This window comes from Bacillus sp. MHSD_36 (assembly GCF_030757775.1).
Classification (GTDB): Bacteria; Bacillota; Bacilli; order Bacillales; family Bacillaceae_G; genus Bacillus_A.
Map to the genome: position 1 here is coordinate 25,635 of NZ_JAVBIS010000011.1, position 22,591 is coordinate 48,225.

Genomic DNA, 22,591 nt, shown 5'->3' on the forward strand with positions numbered 1-22,591 from the left:
GTGATAAAAACAAAGAGGTCTGACAACTATACTCCACGCAATACCACTCTAATGAGTTGAATATTCAAAAAAATCAAAAATTAATAATTAGAGTAAAAATAAGGGGAATGGAGAAATTATAGAGAAAGACACTGCTTTGTAAGGGGCGTATTTTATCAGCTTGAGCAGAGAGGAGGATGCATAGCATATTGTGGAAATAGAGATAAACAATGAAAAAGTGCTATGCAAATGAAAAGTATGAAGGGACGTTTAAGGCCAGGTGATACAGTAGCAATTGGTTTAATGTTATTTGCACTATTTTTAGGAGCAGGAAATTTAATTTTTCCACCAGTTTTAGGGCAACAAGCTGGAGAAAATGTTTGGGTTGCTACAATTGGATTCCTTGTGACGGGAGTCGGATTACCCCTATTAGCTGTAACAGCTGTCGCGTTTGTAGAGGGGGACTTGAAAGCGCTATCTTCTAGAGTTCACCCGATATTTGCGTTTATTTTCCCATTGATTAGCTATTTAGCAATTGGACCATTTTTCGCCATTCCGCGTACTGGAGCCGTTTCATTTGAAATGGGTATGAAGCCATTTTTATCAGAGGCATTGGTTTCCGAATGGTACATGCTATTTCTTTTCACGATAGTTTTCTTCGGAATAACGTGGTATTTATCATTAAATCCATCTAAATTAGTGGATTGGTTTGGGAAATTTCTTACTCCATTGTTAGTATTGATTGTTGCTGTTATTGTCGGAAAGGCAATTATTGATCCAATTGGAGAACCAGCTGCGCCGCTAGCAGCATACAAAGAAAATGCTTTCTTTGGTGGATTTATTCAAGGATATTTAACGATGGATGCAATTAGTGCGCTTGTATTTGGAATTGTCGTTGTACAAGTTATCCGTTCTAAAGGAATACAAGAAAGTAGTCAAGTTGCAAAAATAACAGTAGTATCGGGTATTATTGCAGTACTTGGTTTAACGTTAATCTATTTATCACTTGCTTATCTTGGTTCAACAAGTACATCACTTGGGGTATCAGAGAATGGTGGGCTTATTTTAACGAATGTTGTAAATGAGTTATATGGAACAAGTGGTAAAATTTTATTAGGGCTTGTTATTATACTTGCTTGTTTAACAACTTCTGTTGGTTTAACATCGGCTTGTGCTGGCTTCTTTACAAACTTATTCCCTAAACTTTCGCATAAAACGATTGTAACAATGGTATGTGTGTTTAGTTTAATTGTATCTAACCTAGGTTTAACACAATTAATCGCAGTTACTTTACCAGTGTTGATGATCATTTACCCAGTTGCAATCGTATTAATCGTACTTTCTTACTTCCATAAATGGATTGGGAAGCGTAATACCATTTATATTGGAGCTATTTTAGGTGCATTGTTAATTAGTTTCTTTAACGGTTTAGAAAGTGCGAAGATTAAAATTGACGCGATTTCTAACGTATTGCAAATGTTACCATTATATAACGAAGGAATAGGATGGTTAATCCCATCATGTATTGGCGGGATTCTCGGTTTCTTCTTCTATAAATCAAATGAATCAAGTGAATTACAAAAGAAAGGTGCTTAGGCGCCTTTCTTTTTTTAAAGGGGATTTTTAGGTTTTGTCTAAGTAATAATTGGGAGGAAATAAGAGTAAATAAAAATTTGTAAATAAATATAAAAAAATATAATTTAAGGTTGTTTATTTTATGGAATTCAACACGTAATATTTTTAGGTGATGAAAATGAAAAATTATATTTCAATTGAGAAAGCTACAAACATATTAGGAAAAACACAACAAACTTTACGGAATTGGGATAAAGAAGGTATTTTTATTGCGGATAGAACACTAAAAAATCCGTATTAGAAAAGGGTGGAAAGGATGAAAACAACACGGGCTTGTAAAATCAGTTCTATCACAAAAGAACAAACGGAAGATTTAATTACTTTGATTCGTACGTTTGAAAGTGCAAAACGATATAGTTTTAATCGTTTGATTGAGGGCGAAAACGAGAAAGAATTGATAAAAAAACTACAACCTAAATATTTGTTAAATAAACGTTTTTGTGAAGATGCGATTTTACAAGCGCAAACTATCCTTTTCTCTCAAAAAGAACTTCTTCCTGTTTACCTAGAAAACAATCAAAAAAAGTTAGAAAAGACGTTACAAAAAATAGATGATTATGAACGCGGCAAAAAAAGACCTAAACAAGTTTCATTAGAAACTTGTTTAATTGGTTTAAGAAAACGAAAACAAAAATTAGAACAAAAAATTGAAACGTATGCAAAACATATTAAAAATAAAACATTACCTCCTATTATTTTTGGTGGGCGGAAAAATTTCTATGAAAGAATGAAAAACAAGATATCCAATCAAGAATGGAAAGATTTGCGGACACGACAATTATATTCTCGTGGAGATAAAAGCAAAAAAGGGAATTTGAACATGCGCATTACAGTTGATGACTGTGGGCAAGGATGGTTAGAAATTGCAAATCCATTAAGACTAACAAATGGAAAAACAAAAAGCCCACGAATCAAAGTTCCGATTATCATTCCATATCGTTTTTATCATCAAATTACAAATGTCGTTATGGGAGAGCAAATCGGTGTAAATCCAAAAGGAAAACCGATTATAGAGCATCAAAAATATAGTGTAGAAATCATTCGTAAACAAAATGAATTTTATGTAAATATTACGTTTGATGAAACGGAAATAGGTCGTGTACTAGATCTCAAGGAAACACCAGATGTAATTGCAGGAATTGATGTAAATCCGGACCGCATTGCAGTTAGTTTATGTACAAAACAAGGTAATTTTAAAGGTTCAAAAATTTTTTATCTACACAATCTGAATACGTTTTTAACAAACAAACGCGCAACGATAATTGGACAAATTGTACAACAAATTAAAACATGGTTATTGGAAAACAATGTAGGTGGAATTGTTTTAGAAGATTTAAAGTTTCAACAATCTCATGATACTGATAAATACAGTAATCGAAATTTCCATCAATTTACGTATAAGAAGATGTTGAACAGTTTAATTCGTATGGGTCTTCGTAACGGATTTTCTGTTAAAACAGTAAACCCCGCTTATACAAGTGTGATTGGAAAATTAAAATACAGTAAAAATTTCGGTATTAGCGTTCATGAAGCAGCCGCATTCACGATCGCAAGACGTGGATTAGAATTGCAAGAACAATTACCAAAAGAGATTATATTATTATTAAAAAACCAAATTACAACAAAACTGCGTATTCTTGTTGCTTCCATGGAAGAAAGTAAAAAGAATACGAAAAAAGTATATAAAAAATGGTTACAAACAATTAAAACGTGGAAAGAATATCACAATTGGAAATTGTGGAGCATTCTTCACAAAACTGTTTATATGAGCAATCAACAATTCGTATTTAAAATTTAAATGAGAAGGGGGTACTGGTTTCGTTCTTATAACCTCTTGCATACTACTGACTTGGATGAATGGTAGTATGCAAAAACAGACCGTTCCTAACAGGAACCTGCCGTCACTCTTTCACAATAGGTGGATGAAAAGGTCACAACCCTTACGGACAGGAAAAAAGGTGAGATTCCTTTTCGGTAGTTGGCATTTGACTTGGTTCGCCAACAATGTATAGATTTTTATAAGAATTTCAAACCAGGAATGATAAAATGGCTAATTTTGAAGATTTTTTAACTTTGGATGTAAGAATTGGAACTGTAACACATGCAGAGGAATTTAAAGAAGCGAGAGTTCCAGCAATTAAACTAGAAATTGATTTTGGAGAGCTTGGAATAAAGCATTCAAGTGCTCAAATCACGAAAAGATATAATCCGAAAGATTTAATTGGTCAGCAAATCGTTGCGATTGTAAATTTCCCGCCAAAACGTGTAGCTGGATTCAAATCGGAAGTACTTGTATTAGGAGGAGTTCCTGAGACTGGTGATGTTGTGCTGCTTCAACCTAATATGGAATTACCAAACGGAACAAAAATTAGTTAATGTAAAGGCGGGGGAACATGGATATTGGACGCGAATACGTACAGTGTGCCATTTCGAATTTTGAAGCAACAAAGAAACAAGGGGAACGGGTGCTTTCACAATTAACATATGAACAGATTCAATGGTCTTCTCATGAAGCAACAAATAGCATAGCAATCATAATTAAGCATCTGCACGGTAATATGCGTTCTAGATGGACGGATTTTTTATCATCTGATGGTGAAAAAATAGATCGCAACCGAGATGCTGAATTTGAAGGTGGTTATTCTTCTAAGGAAGAGGTACTTGCAGCATGGAATGAAGGATGGGAATATGTTTTTAAAACGATGAATGTGCTAACGCCGGAACATGTATTACAGACGGTATATATTCGCGGTGAAGCACATACTGTCATGCAAGCAATTGAAAGACAAATTTCTCATTATGCTTTGCATATTGGACAAATGATTTACATTGGTAAAATGTTAAAAGAAAATGATTGGGAATGTTTAAGTATTCCTAGAGGACAGTCTGCAAGTTATGTAGAGAAAAAACGTTCAACATAATAATAGGAAAGAAAACGATATGAAATTGGAAATAAGAAAATGAGCCAAATGATAGATGGCTCTGTAATCATAAGAATGCTGCCAAAAATAAGTCCATATATAATAAGAAAGAAATTAAAAAGTGTATTCACGGGGATAAATCGTGAGATAAACACTTGCTGTCGTTTAAAGCAATCACTGTGAAATAAATAAAAGCGGAAGTACCGTGTGGTAGAAATAAGATCTTTCTTTCGCGTAATTCTTTTTTTACATGTCTGACAGATAAACGGTGGTTGCATCTCATTACGCTCCATTTTTCATATTTGTAATCATGTAAGACAAAAGTAGGTATAAAGTGTATATCCCTACATACGCTCCTGATATAAGAAAAAACGGGTTTAGTAAAATGCCATGAATGCTTGTCATGAAAACCAAATCTTGCATTAAAACATCATATATATGAATAGAAATAATTGTACCGAGTACATAAATTGCTAAGTACGCTGAGATATGGAATGCAACACGGATTGTAGGATACTTAGCGAGCCAATAAAAAATAAATGATAGTACAATGGGTAATGTTCCTATTAGTAGCTTCAATTCAGTTCACCTCATTAACAATATAGCCGGAATTTAGACGGTCTATTCTCTAGAGCTTGTACATAACTTGAAATAGAGAGGGTGATAGTATGAATCGAGGCTTTTTTTATGTGAAATTCACAAGTGTACGTAAGTTAATTTTATTTATTATTGCTACAGTACTAGCGACTTTTTTTCTTATTAGTATGATGGTAACTTCTATGAAAGAGACAAAGTCAACGTATTTATATAATTGGTTAAATGAGTTATCGATGAATGGTTACATGTACGTATTGGGAAAAGAGAATCATTATTTTACACAGGAATATCGAAATTTAAATCAAGATTTTTCGATTTCTTCGTTTCTTTTTTCTATGGCTACGAATATTCGTTTTAACGATGTACGCAGTTTTGTCGGAAAAGAGCTACCTGGTTTTGGTAAGTACGATACAGAAATTGTAATTGCGGGTGAAGGGACAAATTATTCTAACTTACCGATAGAATCGAGTGTGCCACTTGAAGAAGTAGTAAAAGAACGGACTGGAGAAGGTGGACAGGCTCCAAAGCCGGATACGAATAAAGAGAAAAAGCAACCGGCTCAAACGACAGGGAAACGACAAGTTGCATTTATTTATCATACGCATAGTTGGGAATCTTATTTGCCGTTACTGAATTTAGCAAATGATCCAAATCCAAATAAAGCGACAAGTTCCGTTACGAATATTTCAATAGTAGGCGATCGATTTCGTGAACAATTAGCAAGTGAAGGAATCGGAGCTACTAACGATAAGACGGATATCGGTCAAAAGTTGATTAGTAAAGGGTTAAATAGTAATAGTTCTTACAAAATGTCACGGGAAATTGTACAAGAAGCAATGACTGGCAATAAGGAATTGCAGTACTTTTTTGACTTACATCGTGATAGTGCTCGGAAAAATGTAACGACAAAAGCAATTGGAGATAAATCATATGCAAAGCTTGCTTTCGTAATAGGAAAAGGAAATAAAAACTATGAAAAGAACTTACAATTAGCAACGGCTTTACACGAGACAATTAATAAGAAATATCCAGGTGTTAGCCGCGGTGTCATACAAAAAGGATTCCAAACAGGCAATGGAGTCTATAATCAAGATTTGTCAGGGCAAGCAATATTAATTGAAGTTGGTGGTGTAGATAATACAGAGGAAGAACTAAATCGATCGATTGATGCATTAGCTAAAGCATTTGGTGAATATTTTTGGCAGGCAGAAAAGGTGAATGGATAAAGTGATCTTAAATTAGTGGGAGAGTGTGAAAAACGTGAGTGTAATGCTTACGTTTTTTTGTAATGATGAGACGTCACAGAATAGACATAATTTGTCGTTGTTATAGTAATATCGAAATTTGTCAAATTATACTGGGAGATTTACAAAGGGATTTTCGGGAAAGTAGAGAAAATCTTTTTACAAGGAAAGCTTTTTATTATGAAACTGATAGGGTGATTGAAGTGATTAGGAAGATCCAAATAGAAGATGCAGCATCATTTTTGCAATTAAGTAAGCAATTAGATGAAGAAACGAAATTTATGTTGTATGAACCAGGAGAAAGAAAATTTACAGCCGAGCAACAAGAACAAATGATTCATCGCTTTATAGAAAATGAGTATGCAACAATATTGGTAGCAGTTGAAGAAGAGAGAATAGTAGGGTTTATTTTAATGAATGGAAATCATATTCAAAGAAAGAGACATGTAGCAAGTATTGTAATTGGTATTTTGCAAGAGTATAGCGGGCGAGGTATTGGCACGAGATTGTTTAAAGAGGCTGAGAAGTGGGCAAGATTACATGATGTATGGCGTTTAGAATTAACGGTAATGGCCCATAATACAAGAGCTCAGGCACTATATAAAAAAGCTGGATTTGAGAAAGAAGGTGTCAAAAGAGCTTCTCTTGTTATCGATGGAGAGAATATCGATGAGTATGAAATGGCCAAATTATTAAAATAAGAGGTCGTTATATGAAAAAAAGATGGACACTACTTGGTATCGTAGCGATGGTACTTATTATTGGAGTAGCAGGAATTAATTATAAAATGTATAAGGATAAGCAGGCGCGCGAGGTAAATGTAAATAACATATTTCCGAAAGCGAAAGAAACGATTGCGAATATGGATGGTGATATTGCAGTAATTAGTAATCCGAATTCGATGCTTGTGCTTGTGAATAAAAGTAGGCGTTTGCCAGATGGGTACAGACCGCCAGATTTAGTTATTCCGAAAGTGCGCTACTCAAGTGAAGGTGATCAAGAAAAGAAAAAAATGAGGAAAGAAGCAGCAGGGGCGTTAGAAGAAATGTTTCAGCAAGCTGATAAGGAGCGCATTTTCTTATTTGCAGTCTCTGGATTTAGATCTTTTGATCGACAAAAAGCATTAAATACGATGTATAAAAAACAAGATGGAGAAGCAAAAACAGCGATGTCTAGTGCAGTTCCTGGAACGAGTGAACATCAAACAGGGCTTGCTATGGATATTACATCTCAATCTGCTAAGTTTCAGTTAGAGACCGTTTTTGGTGAAACGAAAGAAGGGCAGTGGCTTTCTGAAAATGCCCATAAATTTGGTTTTGTTATTCGATATACAAAAGAGAAAGAATCTCTTACGGGCTATCGATTTGAACCATGGCACGTGAGGTATGTGGGGAATCCACAAGCTACATATTTATATGAAAATCAACTGACACTTGAAGAAGTAACGCAATGAGCAATTGAGGGGAGAGAAGGATTATGACGATGTTATATAAGAAAAAAGTACACGCATATGTGACAAGAGAAAAAGAGGGAGTTATGCAATTGCTTGTTTTTAAACATCGTGATATACCTGAAGCTGGTATACAAATACCAGGGGGAACAGTTGACGAAGGGGAAACGTTAGAAGCAGCGATTTTACGTGAAGTACAAGAAGAGTCTGGATTACGTCATTTATGTATAGAGCGTTTTCTAGCAGATTATATTATACATGTGAAGGACAAACAGGAATATGAAAAACGTCACTTTTTCCACGTAACGTTACTAACAGATGTAAAGGATACGTGGGAACATATTGTAAGTGCCGGTGAGGAAGATGAAGGTTTAGTATTTTGCTACGAATGGATTGATATTGCAACATGCCCTGAATTAGCCGGGAAACAAGGGGAGTTTTTACATCTGTTAGAAGAAGTATACGTGCAGTAATAAAAGAGTCTGAAACGTAAAATCATTCGTTTCAGACTCTTTTTATTTTTCAGGAAATAAAAGGTTTTTATATTAGTGAGTTGAATTCTATTAAAGGAATTGAAGTTGTATATGCGAGGGGCGGAGAAAATGAAAAACTAATAGGTACATGTAATCAATAAAAGGCTTTATCCCACTTTAATGGGCAGTAAGACCCCCCACCTCAAAATTCAGCGAAAGCAAAGAATTTAGGTGGGGGATCAACTGCCCATAAAAGTCCGATTGGTTCAACTAATAATCAGTGGGGGATGAAGAACCCCCCCACTGATTAAAGTTTCACTTTATAGAAGGAGAATGATGATGGAGATTCAGTTCAATACACTACTACAAAAAGAATTAAATATTTATGATATACAAAAAGCAATGGCAGCTGGGCAGTTAACTTCAAAAGAATTAGTTATGTATTATCTTCATAGAATCGCGAAGTATGATCAAGACGGATCGAAAATCAATTCTATTTTAGAAATCAATCCAGACGCCATCTTTATTGCAGAAGCGTTAGATTATGAAAAAAAGATTAAAGGTATAAGAGGTCCATTACATGGTATACCGGTTTTACTTAAGGATAATATTGAAACGAATGACTCTATGCATACAAGTGCAGGTACGATTGCGTTAGCACAAAATATAAGTAGTGAAGATGCATTTCTCGTTACGAAGCTGCGAGAAGCAGGGGCAGTGATAATCGGAAAGACAAATATGACAGAATTAGCAAATGCAATGTCGTTTGACATGTGGGCTGGATATAGTGCAAGAGGTGGACAAACAATCAATCCATACGGAACGGGCGAGGATGACATGTTTGTTGGTGGCTCAAGTACAGGATCTGCTATAGCAGTTGCTGCTAACTTTACAGTAGTATCTGTTGGAACGGAAACAGATGGTTCTATTTTAAGTCCAGCTGTTCAAAACTCTGTGGTAGGTATTAAACCGACTGTCGGTTTAATTAGTCGTAGAGGTATTATTCCGTTTACGTATTCGCAAGATACAGCGGGGCCATTTGCTAGAACAGTAACAGATGCAGCTATTTTGCTAGGGAGTTTAACTGGAGTAGATGAGAAAGATGTAGCTACTCATAAAAGTGAATGGATAGCAGAACGTGATTTTACAAAATATCTTGATGTTAACGGTTTACATGGAGCAAAGATTGGAGTATATAGTAATGCACCAAAAGAATATTATGAAACTGGTGAGTATGATGAAAAATTGTTTAAGGAAACGATTGAAGTATTGTGGAGTGAGGGAGCAACAGTAATAGAAAATATTGATATTCCGTCTTTTCATAGAGAATGGAGCTGGGGAGTATCGCTTTATGAACTAAAGCATAGTTTGGATAACTATCTTTCTAAATTACCTTCTACTATGCCAGTACATTCTATTTCAGAGTTAATGGCGTTTAATGAAAACATAGCTGAAAGAGCTTTGAAATATGGACAAACTAAGTTAGAAAGAAGAAAAGATTTTCCTAATACGTTAAGAAATCCAGAATATTTAAATGCAAGATTAGAAGATATATATTTTTCACGAGAACAAGGTATTGATTTTTCATTGGGAAAATATAATCTTGACGCAATTCTATTCCCTTCATATATCGGATCCACTATATGTGCGAAAGCAGGTTATCCATCTATAGCGATACCAGCGGGATATATGGATAACGGGAGACCATTTGGAATTACGCTTGCAAGCACTGCTTTTTCTGAGGGGACTTTGATTAAACTCGCATACGCTTTTGAACAAGCGACAAAGCATAGGAAAATCCCTAACTTATCATGAACAAAATAAATAGGGCAGGAATTCCTGTCCTATTTATTTTGTTCATTAAAGTGAAATGTTTTTTTGCTTTGTCTGATCATATTTTAATAAGTTAAATGATAAACAAGCAGAGCATAATATAAGGATAGAAGCGAGGATATAAATTGTACGAACACCGAACAAATCGGTAATAATTCCAACACTAAGCATAGAAAGACCGGAAGCTGTCGAAAGAAGTGCGCCATGAGCTGTATACATATTTGATAATAAAGTAGGAGCGACACTTGATTGTAGTACTGTCGTTTGAGAAATATCTCTAATTTGATAACATGGACCCATTAGAACGCATAGAAAAAGCGCAATAAACCCGCTACTTGTCATACCATATAAAAATGTAAGAATACTAAACATAAGAGAGCCTATCGCCATGGAACGTATTAAATTGTTTTGAATGTATGTACTCATTTTCCACGCTAATATCCCGCCAATTAACGTCCCAACATAATAACTTGTATTAATATATCCCCACCATTCCTCTCCTTTATGAAGGACAGTTGTTACATAAGCCATCGTAATAGCACCAACCCAAATCGTCCCTGCGAAAGTTTCCATTAAGTCCATACATGTGACGGTACGGAGAGATGGATTTTGAAATAAGAGTTTCCAACCTTCCAATAAAGCAGCGCCTTTTGAAGAAGAAGGCTCTATTACTCGTTCATTATGTATAGGACGTAATGAAATGTGTAGTGCAACACATCCAAAAATCATCAAAATGTTATTCATCATGAGTGTAGAGGTGGCGCCGATAAGAAGAACAATAACACTTGTAAATGAATAAGCAGCGGCTTGTGCAATTTGTGTGGAAAAGGAAAAGATACTATTTACTTTTACTAAATTTTCTTGTGGTGTAAGGCGCGGTAGAATACCGTAAAGTAATGGAGCGCTCCAGCCACTACATAATGAAATGAAAAAAATGAAAATGAATAGTGCTACAATGTTTGTGGACAGGGATGGGAAGAATATCATTAATAAAAATAAGAGAGCAGTTTTTGTCCATTGTAGTGTGAAAAGTAAGGAATAAGATGAAAAACGATTCATTATAAGTGGTGCAGATGTATTTGCTATAAGATTAGTTATGACCTGGAGTAATGGAAACAGAGCAGTTAATGTAGCTGATTTCGTTGTGATATACATATGGGTTGTAATAATCATGATGTATACGATGTCAGCGAGAGTAATACATATTTTCGATCCTAAATAGTAAGTTAATGAACGATTTTGCAATGAGCACACCGCCTTCCTAAAAATAATATTTTAGTATTTAAAATAATTATAATTTGAAAATTAAATTTTCGAAAGAATTTCATTTTTTGTCGATTCTTGAAAGGGATTTTCATGTATAATGAAGAATATATTAATATAGTATTTTAATAATACTCATTAAAACAGTGAATATGTACAATAGCTTGTAGTAAGCGCCTACGTATTAGAAAGGGCGGATAAACCATTCTTTTCATCATATACATATAGAAAATGAGAAAGAAAGTGAGGGTTGCATATGGCTGCTTGGGTAATATGGTTTATAATAGCTGGTATTTTATTTATTGCAGAAATGTTGTCGATTACCTTTTATATGCTTTGGCTTGGAATTGGAGCTGTTGTCGGAGGTCTAATAGCTTTGTTTGCTCCTGAAGCACTACTGTTACAAGTTATTGTCGGTGCGATTGTAAGTTTAACATTGACTTTCTTTACGAAAAGAATTTCAAAAAACTTTCGAGAAGCAAAAGGTTTTACAGATACAGTAGATATGTTAGTCGGTAAAAAAGGGATTATTATGCAAGCGATTACAAATGAAGCGAATGGTATTGTGAAGGTGGATGGAGATACTTGGACAGCTATTGCAGATGATCCAATTGATGCTGGAGAAAAAGTTATTGTTATAAAGAGGCATAGTACTATATTACAAGTAAAAAAGGAGAGTGAATAAATATGGTTGCAGCATTAACATTAACCATTATTTTCGCACTAATTGTTGTTACATTTATTGCATTAACAATTAAAATTATTCCACAGCAAAAGGTTGGAGTCGTTGAAAGATTTGGTAAGTTTCAACGTGTTATGCAGCCAGGACTAAATTTATTAATCCCGATTGTAGATCGCGTTCGTGTATATCATGACTTACGTATTCAACAAACGAATGTACCACCGCAAAAGGTAATTACGAAAGATAATGTACAAGTAGAAATTGATACGATTATTTTCTATCAAGTCGTTGAACCGGAACTTGCGACATATGGTATTTCAAACTATGAATACGGTGTTCGTAACATTACTTCAGCAACGATGCGCCAAATCATTGGTAAAATGGAACTGGATGAAACGTTATCTGGTCGTGAAAAAATTTCAACAGAAATCCGCTTAGCACTTGATGAAGCTACAGAAAAATGGGGCGTTCGCATTGAACGTGTTGAAGTTGTCGATATTAATCCGCCGAAAGATGTGCAAGCGTCAATGGAAAAGCAAATGAAAGCAGAACGTAATAAACGTGCGATTATATTAGAAGCAGAAGCTGCAAAGCAAGATAAAGTTCTTCGTGCTGAAGGTGAAAAGCAAAGTAAAATCCTAATGGCTGAAGGGGATAAAGAAGCACGTATTCGAGAAGCGGAAGGTATTAAAGAAGCAAAAGAATTAGAAGCGCAAGGGGAAGCAAGAGCGATTGAGGAAATTGCAAAAGCAGAACAAAATCGAATTGAATTACTTCGTGAAGCGAATTTAGATGAGCGTATACTTGCTTATAAATCATTTGAATCATTGATTGAGGTTGCGAAAGGACCAGCAAATAAAGTCTTTATTCCGTCTAATGCAATTGAAACACTGGGTACTCTCGGGGCGATTGGAGAAATTTTTAAAGAAAAACAGGCGAAGAGATTGCCTTTGTCGGATACACCAAAAGAACAATAATAGCGAAAAAGAGAAATGGGATTCCATTTCTCTTTTTATTTTTTAGCATTGTTTTATTTTACAGATTACATGTGTGAGGGACGGAAAACCGTTCTTTTTCATATTTACTAAAAAAATTTAAAAATTTCATAATATGAAATCAAGGAGAATTTGTAAGAAATAAAATTGATATAATAATTGAAAATTCAGTCATCTAATGATGTTTCTAAACTTTTTAGTATATTATTATGGGAAATTGGAGGGGAAAGAATGGGCATTAGAACAGGGGAACAGTATATTGAAGGATTGCGAAAAAGAAATCCTGAAATTTGGATTGGCGGGAGAAAAGTAACGGATGTAGTAAATGAAGATGTTTTTCGTGAACCCATTTTACAAATTGCGAACTTATATGATATGCAGCACCATCCAGAATATCAAGATAAAATTACTCATATATGCGAAGAGACAGGGGAAAGAGTATCAAATGCATTTTTAGTTCCTAAAAATTATGAGGACTTAAAGGTACGCCGTGAATTATTTGAAGTATGGGCAAAAGCTACTTTTGGTTTAATGGGTAGAACACCTGATTTTTTAAATGTAACGGTTACCTCGATGGCAAGTAATTCGTGGTTTTTTGAGAAGTTTAATCCAGAATGGGGAGCGAATATAAAAAATTACTATAAACATATAAGGGATAATGATTTGTTTTTAACACATGCAATTATTAATCCACAAAATGATCGGAGTAAGGCTTCTCATCAACAAGAAGATGAAACAATGCATTTAGGGGTAGTAAGTGAAACAGCGGAAGGGATGTATGTGAGTGGTGCTAAAATGTTAGCGACACTGGCGCCGATTACGGATGAGGTAATTATATATTCATATCCGAGTTTTAAACCAGGTGATGAACGTCATGCGATCTCTTTTGCAGTTCCGATTGATGCGCCAGGACTCAGGATTCTATGTCGTGAGCCAATGCAAGATGGAAAACGTTCTTTATTTGATCATCCACTTGCATCAAGGTTTGAGGAAATGGATGCATTACTAGTATTTCATAATGTGTTTATCCCGTGGGATAAAGTATTTATTTATCAAAGTGTAGAAGCTGGTAATCAATTGTACCCAAAAACAGGAATTGGTCATCAACCAGCGCATCAATCTGGAGTAAGAGGATTAGTAAAACTATCATTCGCTGCTGAAGTAGCTATGAAAGTAGCAGATTCGATAGGAGTAGATGGGTTTTTAAATGTACAAAATCAGTTAGCAGAGCTGATGCAAGGTGTCGAAACGATACGTGCACTCCTGCAAGTAGCTGAATATGAGTATGAAACGAATTCATATGGAGAAGTTATTCCTGCGAGGCTACCGCTTGATACGATTCGTAGTTTATTACCAAAGATGTATCCACGTGCTATTGAGATTATTCAAACCATTGGTGCTGGTGGATTATTAATGTCACCAACAGGTGCAGATTTTATGACCCCCGAGATCCAAGATGATATGCAAAAGTATTATATCGGGCGTGAAGGCGTATCCTCTGAGGAACGAGTTCGCTTGTTTAAATTGGCGTGGGATTTATGCGGTGAAGCTTTTGGGCAACGATTATTACAATATGAGCGTTATTATTCTGGAGATCCGGTGCGTAAAATGGGAATGTTTTATAATGCGTATAAAAAACAACAAACTTTTTCACTTGTAAACAATGCGTTGCAATCGAGTTCATCTGAAGGAGCCTTAAGTTAAATAAAAATGTTTACGCTTACATTTTAATTTGAAAAAGGAAGGAGCAATAGATGATAAAAAGAATTTTACTGTTAGGATGTAATTCTTCTTATATTTTTAATAATATCTAGAACTTTGTGATTGTAACTGGAATAGGGGAGGTAAATGATTTGATCGCTTCTATCGGTAAAATTTGTAAAATTCTAAATTGTTTTACTAGTGATGAGCCAGTACTAGGAAATTCTGAAATAGCTGAAAAGTTAAAGATGAATGCTAGTACAGTTCACCACCTTGTTCGTACGTTGTGTGCAGAAGGAATGCTCATACAAGATGAGCAAAGAAAATATAGATTAGGTTGGAAATTGTTAGAGTGGGGAAATCAAGTCATGTTTCAGCAAGAGATTTATAGTGGAGCAATTCCGCTTGTTGAAGAGCTAGTAAGAAATTTTAGCGGTACTGTGCATATCGGTATGTTTGATCGTGGTGATGTTGTATTTATATTGAAAGTTTCAGCGAAGGAGTCCGTTCAAATTTCAACACATGTTGGATCAAGAGAACCTGCATATTGTACAAGCACAGGGAAAGTGCTGCTTTCATTTCATTCATCACCCTTAGAATATACTTCAGAAAAAGGGCTTTTACGACGAGCACCCAATACCATTACATGTGTCAAACAATTCCAAACAGAGTTACAGAAAATTCGTAAGCAAGGTTATTCAATTAGTGATAACGAAAATGAGCATGGACTATATGGAATTGCAGCTCCTATTCGATCTTATACTGGGAGAACTATTGCGGCGCTTAATATTGTTGGACCTATATCGTATATGCAGGGAAGTAATCGTGAAATCATAATTCAAAGTGTGATGAATACAGCAAATTTGATTTCCAAGGAATTTGGCTATTTGGAAATTTAATTTTAGAAGAAAAGAGATGAGTATCATTTATATACATGAGCAGTGTATACCTGAATTAACGAAATCTATTGTTTCAATTGGAGCATTTGATGGTGTGCATAAAGGTCATCAAGCTGTAATTAAAAATGCAGTTGAGAAGGCAAAGGTATTAAGGATAACAAATGTTGTGTATACATTTGATCCACCACCACGCTCATACTTTCAAGGAGCGAAAGTATTAACACCTATTGATGAGAAGGTGAAACGTATTCAAAGTCTTGGTGTTGAGCATGTGATTGTAATTCGGTTTGATGAGTCTTATATAACAAAAAGTGCGAGTTGTTTTATTCAAGATATAAAAAGACTAAGCCCTGTAGAAATTTTTGTTGGCCAAGATTTTAAGTTTGGACAAAATCGGGAGGGCAATATAGATTTGCTAAGAGAGCACTTCAATATTTCTATAGTGAAAGATATTTGCTGTGATGAAGGTGAGCGAATATCTTCAACGAGAATTAGAGATTATGTTTATCAAGGAGATTTACAAAAGTCTAACTCTTTGCTCGGTTGGTCTTTTAAAACAATATAACTAAAAAGGAATTATGAGGAGGAAATAATATGTCTAAAACATTGCAATCTTTTAATTTACTAAAATGGATTGATGAGAATAAGGAGTTATTGAAGCCACCAGTAAATAACAAAGTGATTTGGCAAGATTCAGAGTTTATCGCCATGATATTAGGTGGTCCAAATAGAAGACGTGATTTCCATGTGGATCCTTCAGATGAATTTTTCTATCAAATTAAAGGTGAATGTTATGTGGAATGTATTACAGAGGAAGGCAAGAGAGAAGTTGTCACAGTAAAAGAAGGGGATGTATTCATGCTACCCGCTATGGTGCCACATTCACCACATCGCGTTGCTAACACATATGGGCTCGTAATTGAAAGAAAACGTAACCAAGGAGAGCTTGAAGATTTTGTTTGGTTCTGTGACGAGTGTAATCATGAAATGCATCGTGTACGTGTCCAATTAAGTGATATTGAAAAACAAGTAAAAGAAGCAATTCATAGTTTTAATTCAAATAAAGAAATTCGAGCGTGTAAAAACTGCGGTCATATTATGCCAGAAGAAGTGGAGGAATGGAAGTGCGAATAGATTTTCATACACATATTATTCCTGAAACTTTTCCGGATTTTGAAGAGAAGTTTGGCGGAGGACGTTGGCCGATATTAAATCGGACTTGTACATGTGGTGCAAGCATAATGGTTGGAGGTAAAAATTTTCGTGATGTGACAGATCAAGTATGGTGTCCTGAGAAAAGAATTGAAGATATGAATCGTGAGGGTGTTGATATTCAAGTTTTATCACCAATCCCTGTTACATTTTCGTATTGGGCAAAACCAGAGGAAGCCGAAAGTATGGCACGTATTCAAAATGATTTTATCGCAGAAACAGTTTTAGCATATCCAGATCGTTTTGTAGGATTAGGAACGGTTCCGATGCAAGATGGAGAAACTGCGATTCGTGAAATGGAGCGTTGTATAACAGAATTACATTTACACGGTATTGAAATTGGCACAAACGTAAATGGTAAAAATTTAGATGACCCATCGTTTATTGAATTCTTTCGGATGGCTGAAAAGTGGCAAGTTCCAATCTTTATTCATCCATGGGAAACATTAGGAAGAGATAGAATGCCACATCATAATTTTATGTACACAGTAGGGATGCCGAGTGAAACAGCACTTGCGGCAGCTACATTAATATGGAGCGGGATAATGGAGAAGTTTCCACGGCTAAAGGTTTGTTTTGCGCATGGCGGGGGATCTTTCCCATATATTTTGCCGAGGTTAGATCAAGGCTGGAAAGTATGGCCGCATTTACGATTGACTACGCATCCTCCTAGTTATTATGCAAAGAAATTTTATTTTGATTCTTTAAATTATGATCCTATTAATTTGAAATATATGATTGAAAGATTTGGACATGAAAAAATTTTCATGGGTTCAGATTATCCGTTTTTATTGCGAGAAGTGGACCCGGGAAAGGTGATTGATGAAACAGCCGGTTTATCAGAGGAACAAAGGGCAGCGATGCTTGGGGGAAATGCAGCGGAATTTTTAAATATTGATATAAGAAAAAGAGGTGTAGCATATGCAGAGAGTACAAACACCTGAGGACAAACTAAGTGAGTTAGGAATCACACTGCCAGCTATTCGTCCGGCCGTTGGAAATTATGTTAGTTGTGTAAAAGTAGGTAATTTACTATTTACTGCTGGACAAGGCGTAGATGAGTATCACGGAAAATTAGGAAAAGATATTTCAATTGATGAAGGATATAAAGCGGCAAGGCAATCAATGTTGAATTTATTAAGTGTTGTGAGGAACGAACTAGGTGATTTAAATAAGGTAAAACGAATTGTAAAGTTGCTTGGTTTTGTAAATAGTACGGAAGATTTCATTAATCAGCCAAAAGTAATGAACGGGGCATCAGATGTATTAGTAGATATTTTTGGGGAAAAAGGAAAACACGCTCGTTCTGCAGTCGGTATGGCTCAGTTACCTAATAACACAACAATCGAAATTGAGATGGTTTTAGAAATTGAAGAGTAGGAGGTCAGGAAGGTGAACAAAGAATTATTAGCTGACAAACGGAAAGTAAAAGATGCGAAATTGTTTATTGATGGAAAATATGTGGATTCTGTATGTGGTGAAACGTTTGATACGTTCAATCCGGCGACGAATAGAAAGCTTGCATCTATTGCAAAGGCAAATGAAGAGGACACTAAAAGAGCAATTGATGTGGCAGAACGTACATTTAAAAGTGGCATTTGGAGTAAAATGCCCGTGGAAGAGCGGTCGAATATTTTATGCAAAATGTCGGATTTGATTATGGAAAGAGTGGATGAACTAGCGTATATAGAAACTCTGGATGTTGGAAAACCAATTAAAGAGAGTAAAGGATTCGATATACCACGTTCGGCTCATAATTTTCGCTTCTTTGCTGAAATGGCTAAATATATGGTACATGAACATTATGACAAACATAATTTTATGTCATATGCAAAGTATGCTCCAGCGGGGGTAACTAGTTTAATCATTCCGTGGAATTTGCCATTTATGCAAATGACGTGGAAAGCATCAGCTGCACTTGCTTCTGGTAATACAGTTGTTGTTAAACCGGCCTCCTATACTCCATTAAGCGCAGTTATGCTTGGTGAAATTGCAAATGATGCAGGATTACCACCAGGTGTACTTAATATTATTACAGGTCCTGGGAGTACTGTCGGGACAAAAATGACGACACATCCAGCTGTTAGAAGAATTTCATTTGTTGGAGAAAGTAATACAGGTAAGACAATTATGCGTAATGCTTCAGAAAACTTAATTCCTGTTTCATTAGAATTAGGAGGTAAATCAGCAAATATTGTATTTGAAGATGCAGATTTAGATGAAGCAGTACAGGGATCAATTGAAGCTATTTATCGAAATCAAGGAGAAATTTGTTTAGCTGGTTCCAGATTACTTGTGCAAGAAAGTGTATATGAACAGTTTTTAGAGAAATTTGTAGCGGCTGTGAAAAGAATAAAGGTTGGAGATCCTCTTTCTGAAGATACAGATATGGGAGCGCTTGTCTCAAAATCTCATTTAGAAACAGTTGATCGCTATGTAGAATTAGGAATTTCAGAAGGGGCAAAATTAGCCTATGGTGGAAAAAGAGTGGAAAGTCTAGTAGAAGGGAATTTTTATGAACCTACTATTTTATACGATGTTGATAACAGTATGCGTGTAGCGCAGGAAGAGATATTTGGTCCAGTTCTAGTTGTTATTCCATTTAAAACGGAGGAGGATGCAATTCGCATTGCGAATGATTCTATTTATGGATTAGCTGGAGTTGTTTGGACAAATGATCTTAGACGAGCACAACGAGTCGTTTCGCAAATTGATTCAGGCTTACTATGGATTAATTGTTGGTATGTCCGAGATTTACGTACTCCATTTGGAGGTTCAAAGGCAAGTGGAATTGGTAGAGAAGGTGGGCGTCATAGTTTCGAATTTTATACAGAAGCTAAGACGGTAACGATGAAATTATAAGGATAATATTTTAACTTAACATACAAAGAGCTCCCATCTGGTGTTTATAAATATAAGTAGATGGGTGGGGGTTAGTCTACAATGTAAAGAATTGAGGATATATAAATTAAAAAATGAGGTGAGAGCAATTGTTAATGAAAGAGTTAGCTGATGAACTATTACAGGCTGAAGATTCACGTATAGGGATACCTCCTTTTACTGAGAGATATGCTAATTTATCAGTTGAGGATGCTTATAATATTCAGCTTGAAGTAGTAGAAAGAAAGTTAGAGAATGGGCGTTGTGTAATCGGAAAGAAAGTTGGACTTACGAGTGTTGCGATGCAGGAGATGCTTGGGGTAAATGAACCAGATTATGGACATTTGTTAGATGATATGAAAATAGAAAATGGAAGTACAATCGCGATAAGTTCTTTTGTATCTCCGAAAGTAGAAGCAGAAATAGGATTTGTTTTAGAGAGAGATTTAAAAGGGCCTAATATTACATATATTGATGTACTGATGGCAACAAAGTATGTTGTACCTACACTTGAAATAATTGATAGCCGTATTGCTGATTGGAAAATCAAATTGATTGATACAGTAGCGGATAATGGCTCGTCAGCAAAGGTTGTAATTGGTAATATATTATCTAGCATCGATAAAGTAGATTTACGTACAACTGGAATGACACTGTATAAAAATAATAGTTTAATTGCGACGGGTGCTGGTGCGGCTGCATTAGGGCATCCTGCACAGGCTATTGCTTGGTTAGCTAATAAACTACATGAATTTAATATGGGGTTAAAAGCAGGAGAGTTAATTTTACCAGGTGCATTATCTGGTGCGGTCTCAGTGAAAAGTAAAGATAGTATTCAAGCTGACTTTGGTTCACTCGGATCGGTTTCTGTTACATTCATATAAATTTAAAGTGCTAGGAAAAGGGGGGATAGATGTGAAGAAAGTAAAGGCGGCTATAATTGGATCAGGTAATATTGGTACGGATTTAATGTATAAATTTAAAAAAAGTGAAGGTATAGAGCTAAATGCCATGATTGGAATAGATTCCGAATCGGATGGTTTAAAGAGAGCGAAAGAAGCCGGATATGAGGTTTTTGATAATGGAATACAAGCAATTATTGATAATCCGAGTTTAGCTGATATTGTATTTGATGCAACTTCAGCTAAAGCACATAGTTATCATGCGAAAATATTAGAAGAACTTGGGAAAATAGTAATTGACTTAACTCCGGCTGCATATGGGCCATTTGTTTGTCCTGCTATTCGAAATAATAATTTTTTAGATAAGCAAAACGTTAATATGATTACGTGCGGGGGACAAGCAACAATCCCGATTGTTCATGCAATTAATGAGGTGGCAAATGTTACATATGCAGAGATAGTTGCTACAATTTCCAGTTTAAGTGCAGGTCCAGGTACAAGGGCAAATATTGATGAATTTACAATTACGACAAAGCGTGGAATTGAAGAAATTGGTGGGGCTAATAAGGGGAAGGCAATAATTATATTAAACCCTGCAGAGCCACCTATATTAATGAGAGATACGATTTATTGTGAAGTTAAGGATATGGATGAGGTTTCTATCCATGAAGCAATTCATAAGATGGTTGAACGGGTTAGGACGTATGTACCTGGTTACTCTTTGAAACAAGATCCGATGTTTGATGGGAATCGTGTAACTGTATTTTTAGAAGTTGAAGGAGCTGGAGATTATTTTCCTCCTTATGCTGGTAATTTAGATATTATGACAGCGGCAGCATTAAAAGTAGGTGAAGAATTTGCAACGCAAATCATTTCAGAGGAGAAAAGAGGTGTAATGAATGAGGCGAAATAGTGAAAGACCAGTGAGAATAACGGAGGTTTGTTTACGTGATGGAAGTCATGTAATGAAACATCAATTTACAGAAGAGCAAGTTCGATCTGTAACAAGGGCATTAGATGAGGCAGGTATGCATTATATCGAAGTGAGCCATGGAGATGGTTTAGGTGGCTCTACTTTACAATATGGGAAGTCATTAGTTAATGAAATGAAGCTCATTGAAGCCGCGGTTGATGAGTGTAAGCAAGCTGAAATAGCTGTCTTGTTAATTCCTGGTATTGGAACAATCCATGAATTAAAGCAAGCTGCAAATATCGGTGCGAAACTTGTTCGTGTAGCAACACATGTAACAGAAGCAGATGTTTCCGCTCAGCATATTCAATTTGCACGTGAGTTAGGTATGGAAGTGTGCGGTTTTTTAATGATGGCACATTCTGCGTCGGTTGAAAAGTTAGTAGAGCAAGCAAAGCTTATGGAAAGTTATGGTGCAGAAGCAGTTTATGTAACAGATTCTGCAGGAGCTTTATTGCCTCATGAAGTACGTGAACGTATTCGTGCTTTGCGTCAATCTTTAAACATTGAAATTGGTTTCCATGGTCATAATAATCTTTCGGTTGCAGTAGCGAATACAATTACTGCAATTGAGGAGGGCGCGACACGTATTGATGGAAGTGTACGATGTCTTGGGGCCGGAGCTGGAAATGCCCAAACAGAAGTATTGCTCGCTGTTTTGGATCGTATGGGATATAAGCTAGATATAGATTTATATAAGATGATGGACGTCGCAGAAGAGGTTGTTGCCCCTTTATTACCAGTACCACAAGAAATTCAAAAAGGCAGTCTAGTAATGGGATATGCAGGGGTATACTCTAGTTTTTTATTACATGCTGAAAGGGCGGCACAAAGCTTTAATGTAGACGCACGTGATATTTTAATAGAACTGGGGAAAAGAAATGTAGTTGGAGGACAAGAGGATATGATTTTAGATGTAGCCGCAGAATTAGCAAAGATAAAAATGGAGGTGTAA

24 protein-coding genes are annotated in these 22,591 nt (G+C 35.7%); 21 read left to right on the forward strand and 3 right to left on the reverse strand.

The features are described 5' to 3' along the window. Window positions 1–237: 237 nt before the first annotated feature. The 4 genes from brnQ4 (at window position 238) to Q9B79_RS24710 (ending at window position 4,535) form a co-directional block, all read left to right on the forward strand. A complete protein-coding gene (brnQ4, locus tag Q9B79_RS24695; RefSeq protein ID WP_396133394.1) occupies window positions 238–1,575 on the forward strand; it encodes a branched-chain amino acid transport system II carrier protein BrnQ4 in 1,338 nt (445 codons plus the stop codon). 295 nt (window positions 1,576–1,870) lie between these two features. After that, window positions 1,871–3,412, forward strand: a complete 1,542-nt coding sequence (locus Q9B79_RS24700) for an IS200/IS605 family accessory protein TnpB-related protein (RefSeq protein WP_306188465.1) — start codon at window positions 1,871–1,873, stop codon at window positions 3,410–3,412. A 248-nt stretch (window positions 3,413–3,660) separates the two neighbouring features. Continuing rightward, on the forward strand, window positions 3,661–3,990 hold the full coding sequence (csaA, locus tag Q9B79_RS24705; RefSeq protein WP_306188468.1) for a chaperone CsaA: 330 nt from the start codon (window positions 3,661–3,663) through the stop codon (window positions 3,988–3,990). A gap of 17 nt (window positions 3,991–4,007) precedes the next feature. Next, window positions 4,008–4,535: a DUF1572 domain-containing protein gene (locus Q9B79_RS24710; RefSeq protein ID WP_306188470.1), complete on the forward strand. Its 528-nt coding sequence runs from the start codon at window positions 4,008–4,010 to the stop codon at window positions 4,533–4,535. On the opposite strand, the gene Q9B79_RS24715 is transcribed toward Q9B79_RS24710, so the two are convergent. Then, complete coding sequence (locus Q9B79_RS24715) at window positions 4,508–4,813, reverse strand: permease (RefSeq protein ID WP_306188472.1); 306 nt, start codon at window positions 4,811–4,813, stop codon at window positions 4,508–4,510. The genes Q9B79_RS24710 and Q9B79_RS24715 overlap by 28 nt on opposite strands. Before the next feature lie 4 nt (window positions 4,814–4,817). Then, window positions 4,818–5,114, reverse strand: coding sequence for a hypothetical protein (locus Q9B79_RS24720; RefSeq protein WP_306188474.1), 297 nt, complete (start codon window positions 5,112–5,114; stop codon window positions 4,818–4,820). Window positions 5,115–5,203: 89 nt separating this feature from the next. Here Q9B79_RS24720 and spoIIP point away from each other — a divergent pair, with 89 nt between their 5' ends. The 5 genes from spoIIP to Q9B79_RS24745 all read left to right on the forward strand — a co-directional run bounded on the left by spoIIP (window position 5,204) and on the right by Q9B79_RS24745 (window position 10,114). Next, on the forward strand, window positions 5,204–6,358 hold the full coding sequence (gene spoIIP, locus Q9B79_RS24725) for a stage II sporulation protein SpoIIP (RefSeq protein ID WP_306188476.1): 1,155 nt from the start codon (window positions 5,204–5,206) through the stop codon (window positions 6,356–6,358). A 221-nt stretch (window positions 6,359–6,579) separates the two neighbouring features. After that, window positions 6,580–7,077, forward strand: coding sequence for a GNAT family N-acetyltransferase (locus Q9B79_RS24730; RefSeq protein WP_306188478.1), 498 nt, complete (start codon window positions 6,580–6,582; stop codon window positions 7,075–7,077). An 11-nt stretch (window positions 7,078–7,088) separates the two neighbouring features. Next, entirely contained in the window at window positions 7,089–7,829 is a 741-nt protein-coding gene (locus Q9B79_RS24735) for a M15 family metallopeptidase (RefSeq protein ID WP_306188480.1), read from the forward strand. A 23-nt stretch (window positions 7,830–7,852) separates the two neighbouring features. Next, entirely contained in the window at window positions 7,853–8,299 is a 447-nt protein-coding gene (locus tag Q9B79_RS24740; RefSeq protein WP_306188482.1) for an NUDIX hydrolase, read from the forward strand. A gap of 339 nt (window positions 8,300–8,638) precedes the next feature. After that, window positions 8,639–10,114: an amidase family protein gene (locus tag Q9B79_RS24745; RefSeq protein WP_306188484.1), complete on the forward strand. Its 1,476-nt coding sequence runs from the start codon at window positions 8,639–8,641 to the stop codon at window positions 10,112–10,114. A gap of 45 nt (window positions 10,115–10,159) precedes the next feature. Here Q9B79_RS24745 and Q9B79_RS24750 read toward each other — a convergent pair whose 3' ends face one another. Next, a complete protein-coding gene (locus Q9B79_RS24750) occupies window positions 10,160–11,377 on the reverse strand; it encodes an MFS transporter (RefSeq protein ID WP_306188486.1) in 1,218 nt (405 codons plus the stop codon). 274 nt (window positions 11,378–11,651) lie between these two features. Between Q9B79_RS24750 and Q9B79_RS24755 the strand changes: the two genes are divergently transcribed. The 12 genes from Q9B79_RS24755 to dmpG all read left to right on the forward strand — a co-directional run bounded on the left by Q9B79_RS24755 (window position 11,652) and on the right by dmpG (window position 22,591). Beyond that, entirely contained in the window at window positions 11,652–12,080 is a 429-nt protein-coding gene (locus Q9B79_RS24755; protein WP_098669086.1) for an NfeD family protein, read from the forward strand. 2 nt (window positions 12,081–12,082) lie between these two features. After that, complete coding sequence (locus Q9B79_RS24760) at window positions 12,083–13,054, forward strand: SPFH domain-containing protein (protein ID WP_306188489.1); 972 nt, start codon at window positions 12,083–12,085, stop codon at window positions 13,052–13,054. 249 nt (window positions 13,055–13,303) lie between these two features. Continuing rightward, window positions 13,304–14,776 (forward strand): 4-hydroxyphenylacetate 3-hydroxylase family protein, encoded by a 1,473-nt coding sequence (locus Q9B79_RS24765; RefSeq protein ID WP_306188491.1) that lies wholly within the window; start codon window positions 13,304–13,306, stop codon window positions 14,774–14,776. A gap of 149 nt (window positions 14,777–14,925) precedes the next feature. Continuing rightward, entirely contained in the window at window positions 14,926–15,672 is a 747-nt protein-coding gene (locus tag Q9B79_RS24770) for an IclR family transcriptional regulator (protein WP_306188492.1), read from the forward strand. Window positions 15,673–15,688: 16 nt separating this feature from the next. Continuing rightward, entirely contained in the window at window positions 15,689–16,237 is a 549-nt protein-coding gene (locus Q9B79_RS24775; protein ID WP_306188494.1) for an FAD synthetase family protein, read from the forward strand. 29 nt (window positions 16,238–16,266) lie between these two features. Next, on the forward strand, window positions 16,267–16,806 hold the full coding sequence (nbaC, locus tag Q9B79_RS24780) for a 3-hydroxyanthranilate 3,4-dioxygenase (RefSeq protein ID WP_000047732.1): 540 nt from the start codon (window positions 16,267–16,269) through the stop codon (window positions 16,804–16,806). After that, a complete protein-coding gene (locus tag Q9B79_RS24785; RefSeq protein ID WP_263703339.1) occupies window positions 16,791–17,828 on the forward strand; it encodes an amidohydrolase family protein in 1,038 nt (345 codons plus the stop codon). The genes nbaC and Q9B79_RS24785 overlap by 16 nt, the downstream gene beginning before the upstream one ends. Beyond that, a complete protein-coding gene (locus Q9B79_RS24790; RefSeq protein ID WP_001190047.1) occupies window positions 17,806–18,264 on the forward strand; it encodes a RidA family protein in 459 nt (152 codons plus the stop codon). The genes Q9B79_RS24785 and Q9B79_RS24790 overlap by 23 nt, the downstream gene beginning before the upstream one ends. Window positions 18,265–18,276: 12 nt before the next feature. After that, window positions 18,277–19,746: an aldehyde dehydrogenase gene (locus Q9B79_RS24795; RefSeq protein WP_306188499.1), complete on the forward strand. Its 1,470-nt coding sequence runs from the start codon at window positions 18,277–18,279 to the stop codon at window positions 19,744–19,746. Between the two features lie 128 nt (window positions 19,747–19,874). Continuing rightward, window positions 19,875–20,648 (forward strand): 2-keto-4-pentenoate hydratase, encoded by a 774-nt coding sequence (locus Q9B79_RS24800; protein WP_306188501.1) that lies wholly within the window; start codon window positions 19,875–19,877, stop codon window positions 20,646–20,648. Window positions 20,649–20,679: 31 nt separating this feature from the next. Then, window positions 20,680–21,579, forward strand: coding sequence for an acetaldehyde dehydrogenase (acetylating) (locus Q9B79_RS24805; protein ID WP_306188503.1), 900 nt, complete (start codon window positions 20,680–20,682; stop codon window positions 21,577–21,579). Then, the gene (dmpG, locus tag Q9B79_RS24810; RefSeq protein ID WP_306188505.1) at window positions 21,566–22,591 is read left to right on the forward strand and encodes a 4-hydroxy-2-oxovalerate aldolase; all 1,026 of its coding nucleotides are present in this window, start codon (window positions 21,566–21,568) and stop codon (window positions 22,589–22,591) included. Before Q9B79_RS24805 ends, dmpG begins: the two co-directional genes overlap by 14 nt.

Bases quoted from the DNA above. Each gene is read 5' to 3' on its own strand.
- Q9B79_RS24745 (WP_306188484.1), top strand. From the start codon at position 8,639: ATGGAGATTCAGTTCAATACACTACTACAAAAAGAATTAAATATTTAT.
- Q9B79_RS24775 (WP_306188494.1), top strand. From the start codon at position 15,689: ATGAGTATCATTTATATACATGAGCAGTGTATACCTGAATTAACGAAA.
- Q9B79_RS24755 (WP_098669086.1), top strand. From the start codon at position 11,652: ATGGCTGCTTGGGTAATATGGTTTATAATAGCTGGTATTTTATTTATT.
- brnQ4 (WP_396133394.1), top strand. From the start codon at position 238: ATGAAGGGACGTTTAAGGCCAGGTGATACAGTAGCAATTGGTTTAATG.
- Q9B79_RS24735 (WP_306188480.1), top strand. From the start codon at position 7,089: ATGAAAAAAAGATGGACACTACTTGGTATCGTAGCGATGGTACTTATT.
- Q9B79_RS24760 (WP_306188489.1), top strand. From the start codon at position 12,083: ATGGTTGCAGCATTAACATTAACCATTATTTTCGCACTAATTGTTGTT.
- Q9B79_RS24740 (WP_306188482.1), top strand. From the start codon at position 7,853: ATGACGATGTTATATAAGAAAAAAGTACACGCATATGTGACAAGAGAA.
- Q9B79_RS24765 (WP_306188491.1), top strand. From the start codon at position 13,304: ATGGGCATTAGAACAGGGGAACAGTATATTGAAGGATTGCGAAAAAGA.
- csaA (WP_306188468.1), top strand. From the start codon at position 3,661: ATGGCTAATTTTGAAGATTTTTTAACTTTGGATGTAAGAATTGGAACT.
- spoIIP (WP_306188476.1), top strand. From the start codon at position 5,204: ATGAATCGAGGCTTTTTTTATGTGAAATTCACAAGTGTACGTAAGTTA.
- Q9B79_RS24700 (WP_306188465.1), top strand. From the start codon at position 1,871: ATGAAAACAACACGGGCTTGTAAAATCAGTTCTATCACAAAAGAACAA.
- Q9B79_RS24790 (WP_001190047.1), top strand. From the start codon at position 17,806: ATGCAGAGAGTACAAACACCTGAGGACAAACTAAGTGAGTTAGGAATC.
- Q9B79_RS24785 (WP_263703339.1), top strand. From the start codon at position 16,791: ATGGAAGTGCGAATAGATTTTCATACACATATTATTCCTGAAACTTTT.
- nbaC (WP_000047732.1), top strand. From the start codon at position 16,267: ATGTCTAAAACATTGCAATCTTTTAATTTACTAAAATGGATTGATGAG.
- dmpG (WP_306188505.1), top strand. From the start codon at position 21,566: ATGAGGCGAAATAGTGAAAGACCAGTGAGAATAACGGAGGTTTGTTTA.
- Q9B79_RS24715 (WP_306188472.1), bottom strand. From the start codon at position 4,813: ATGCAACCACCGTTTATCTGTCAGACATGTAAAAAAAGAATTACGCGA.
- Q9B79_RS24710 (WP_306188470.1), top strand. From the start codon at position 4,008: ATGGATATTGGACGCGAATACGTACAGTGTGCCATTTCGAATTTTGAA.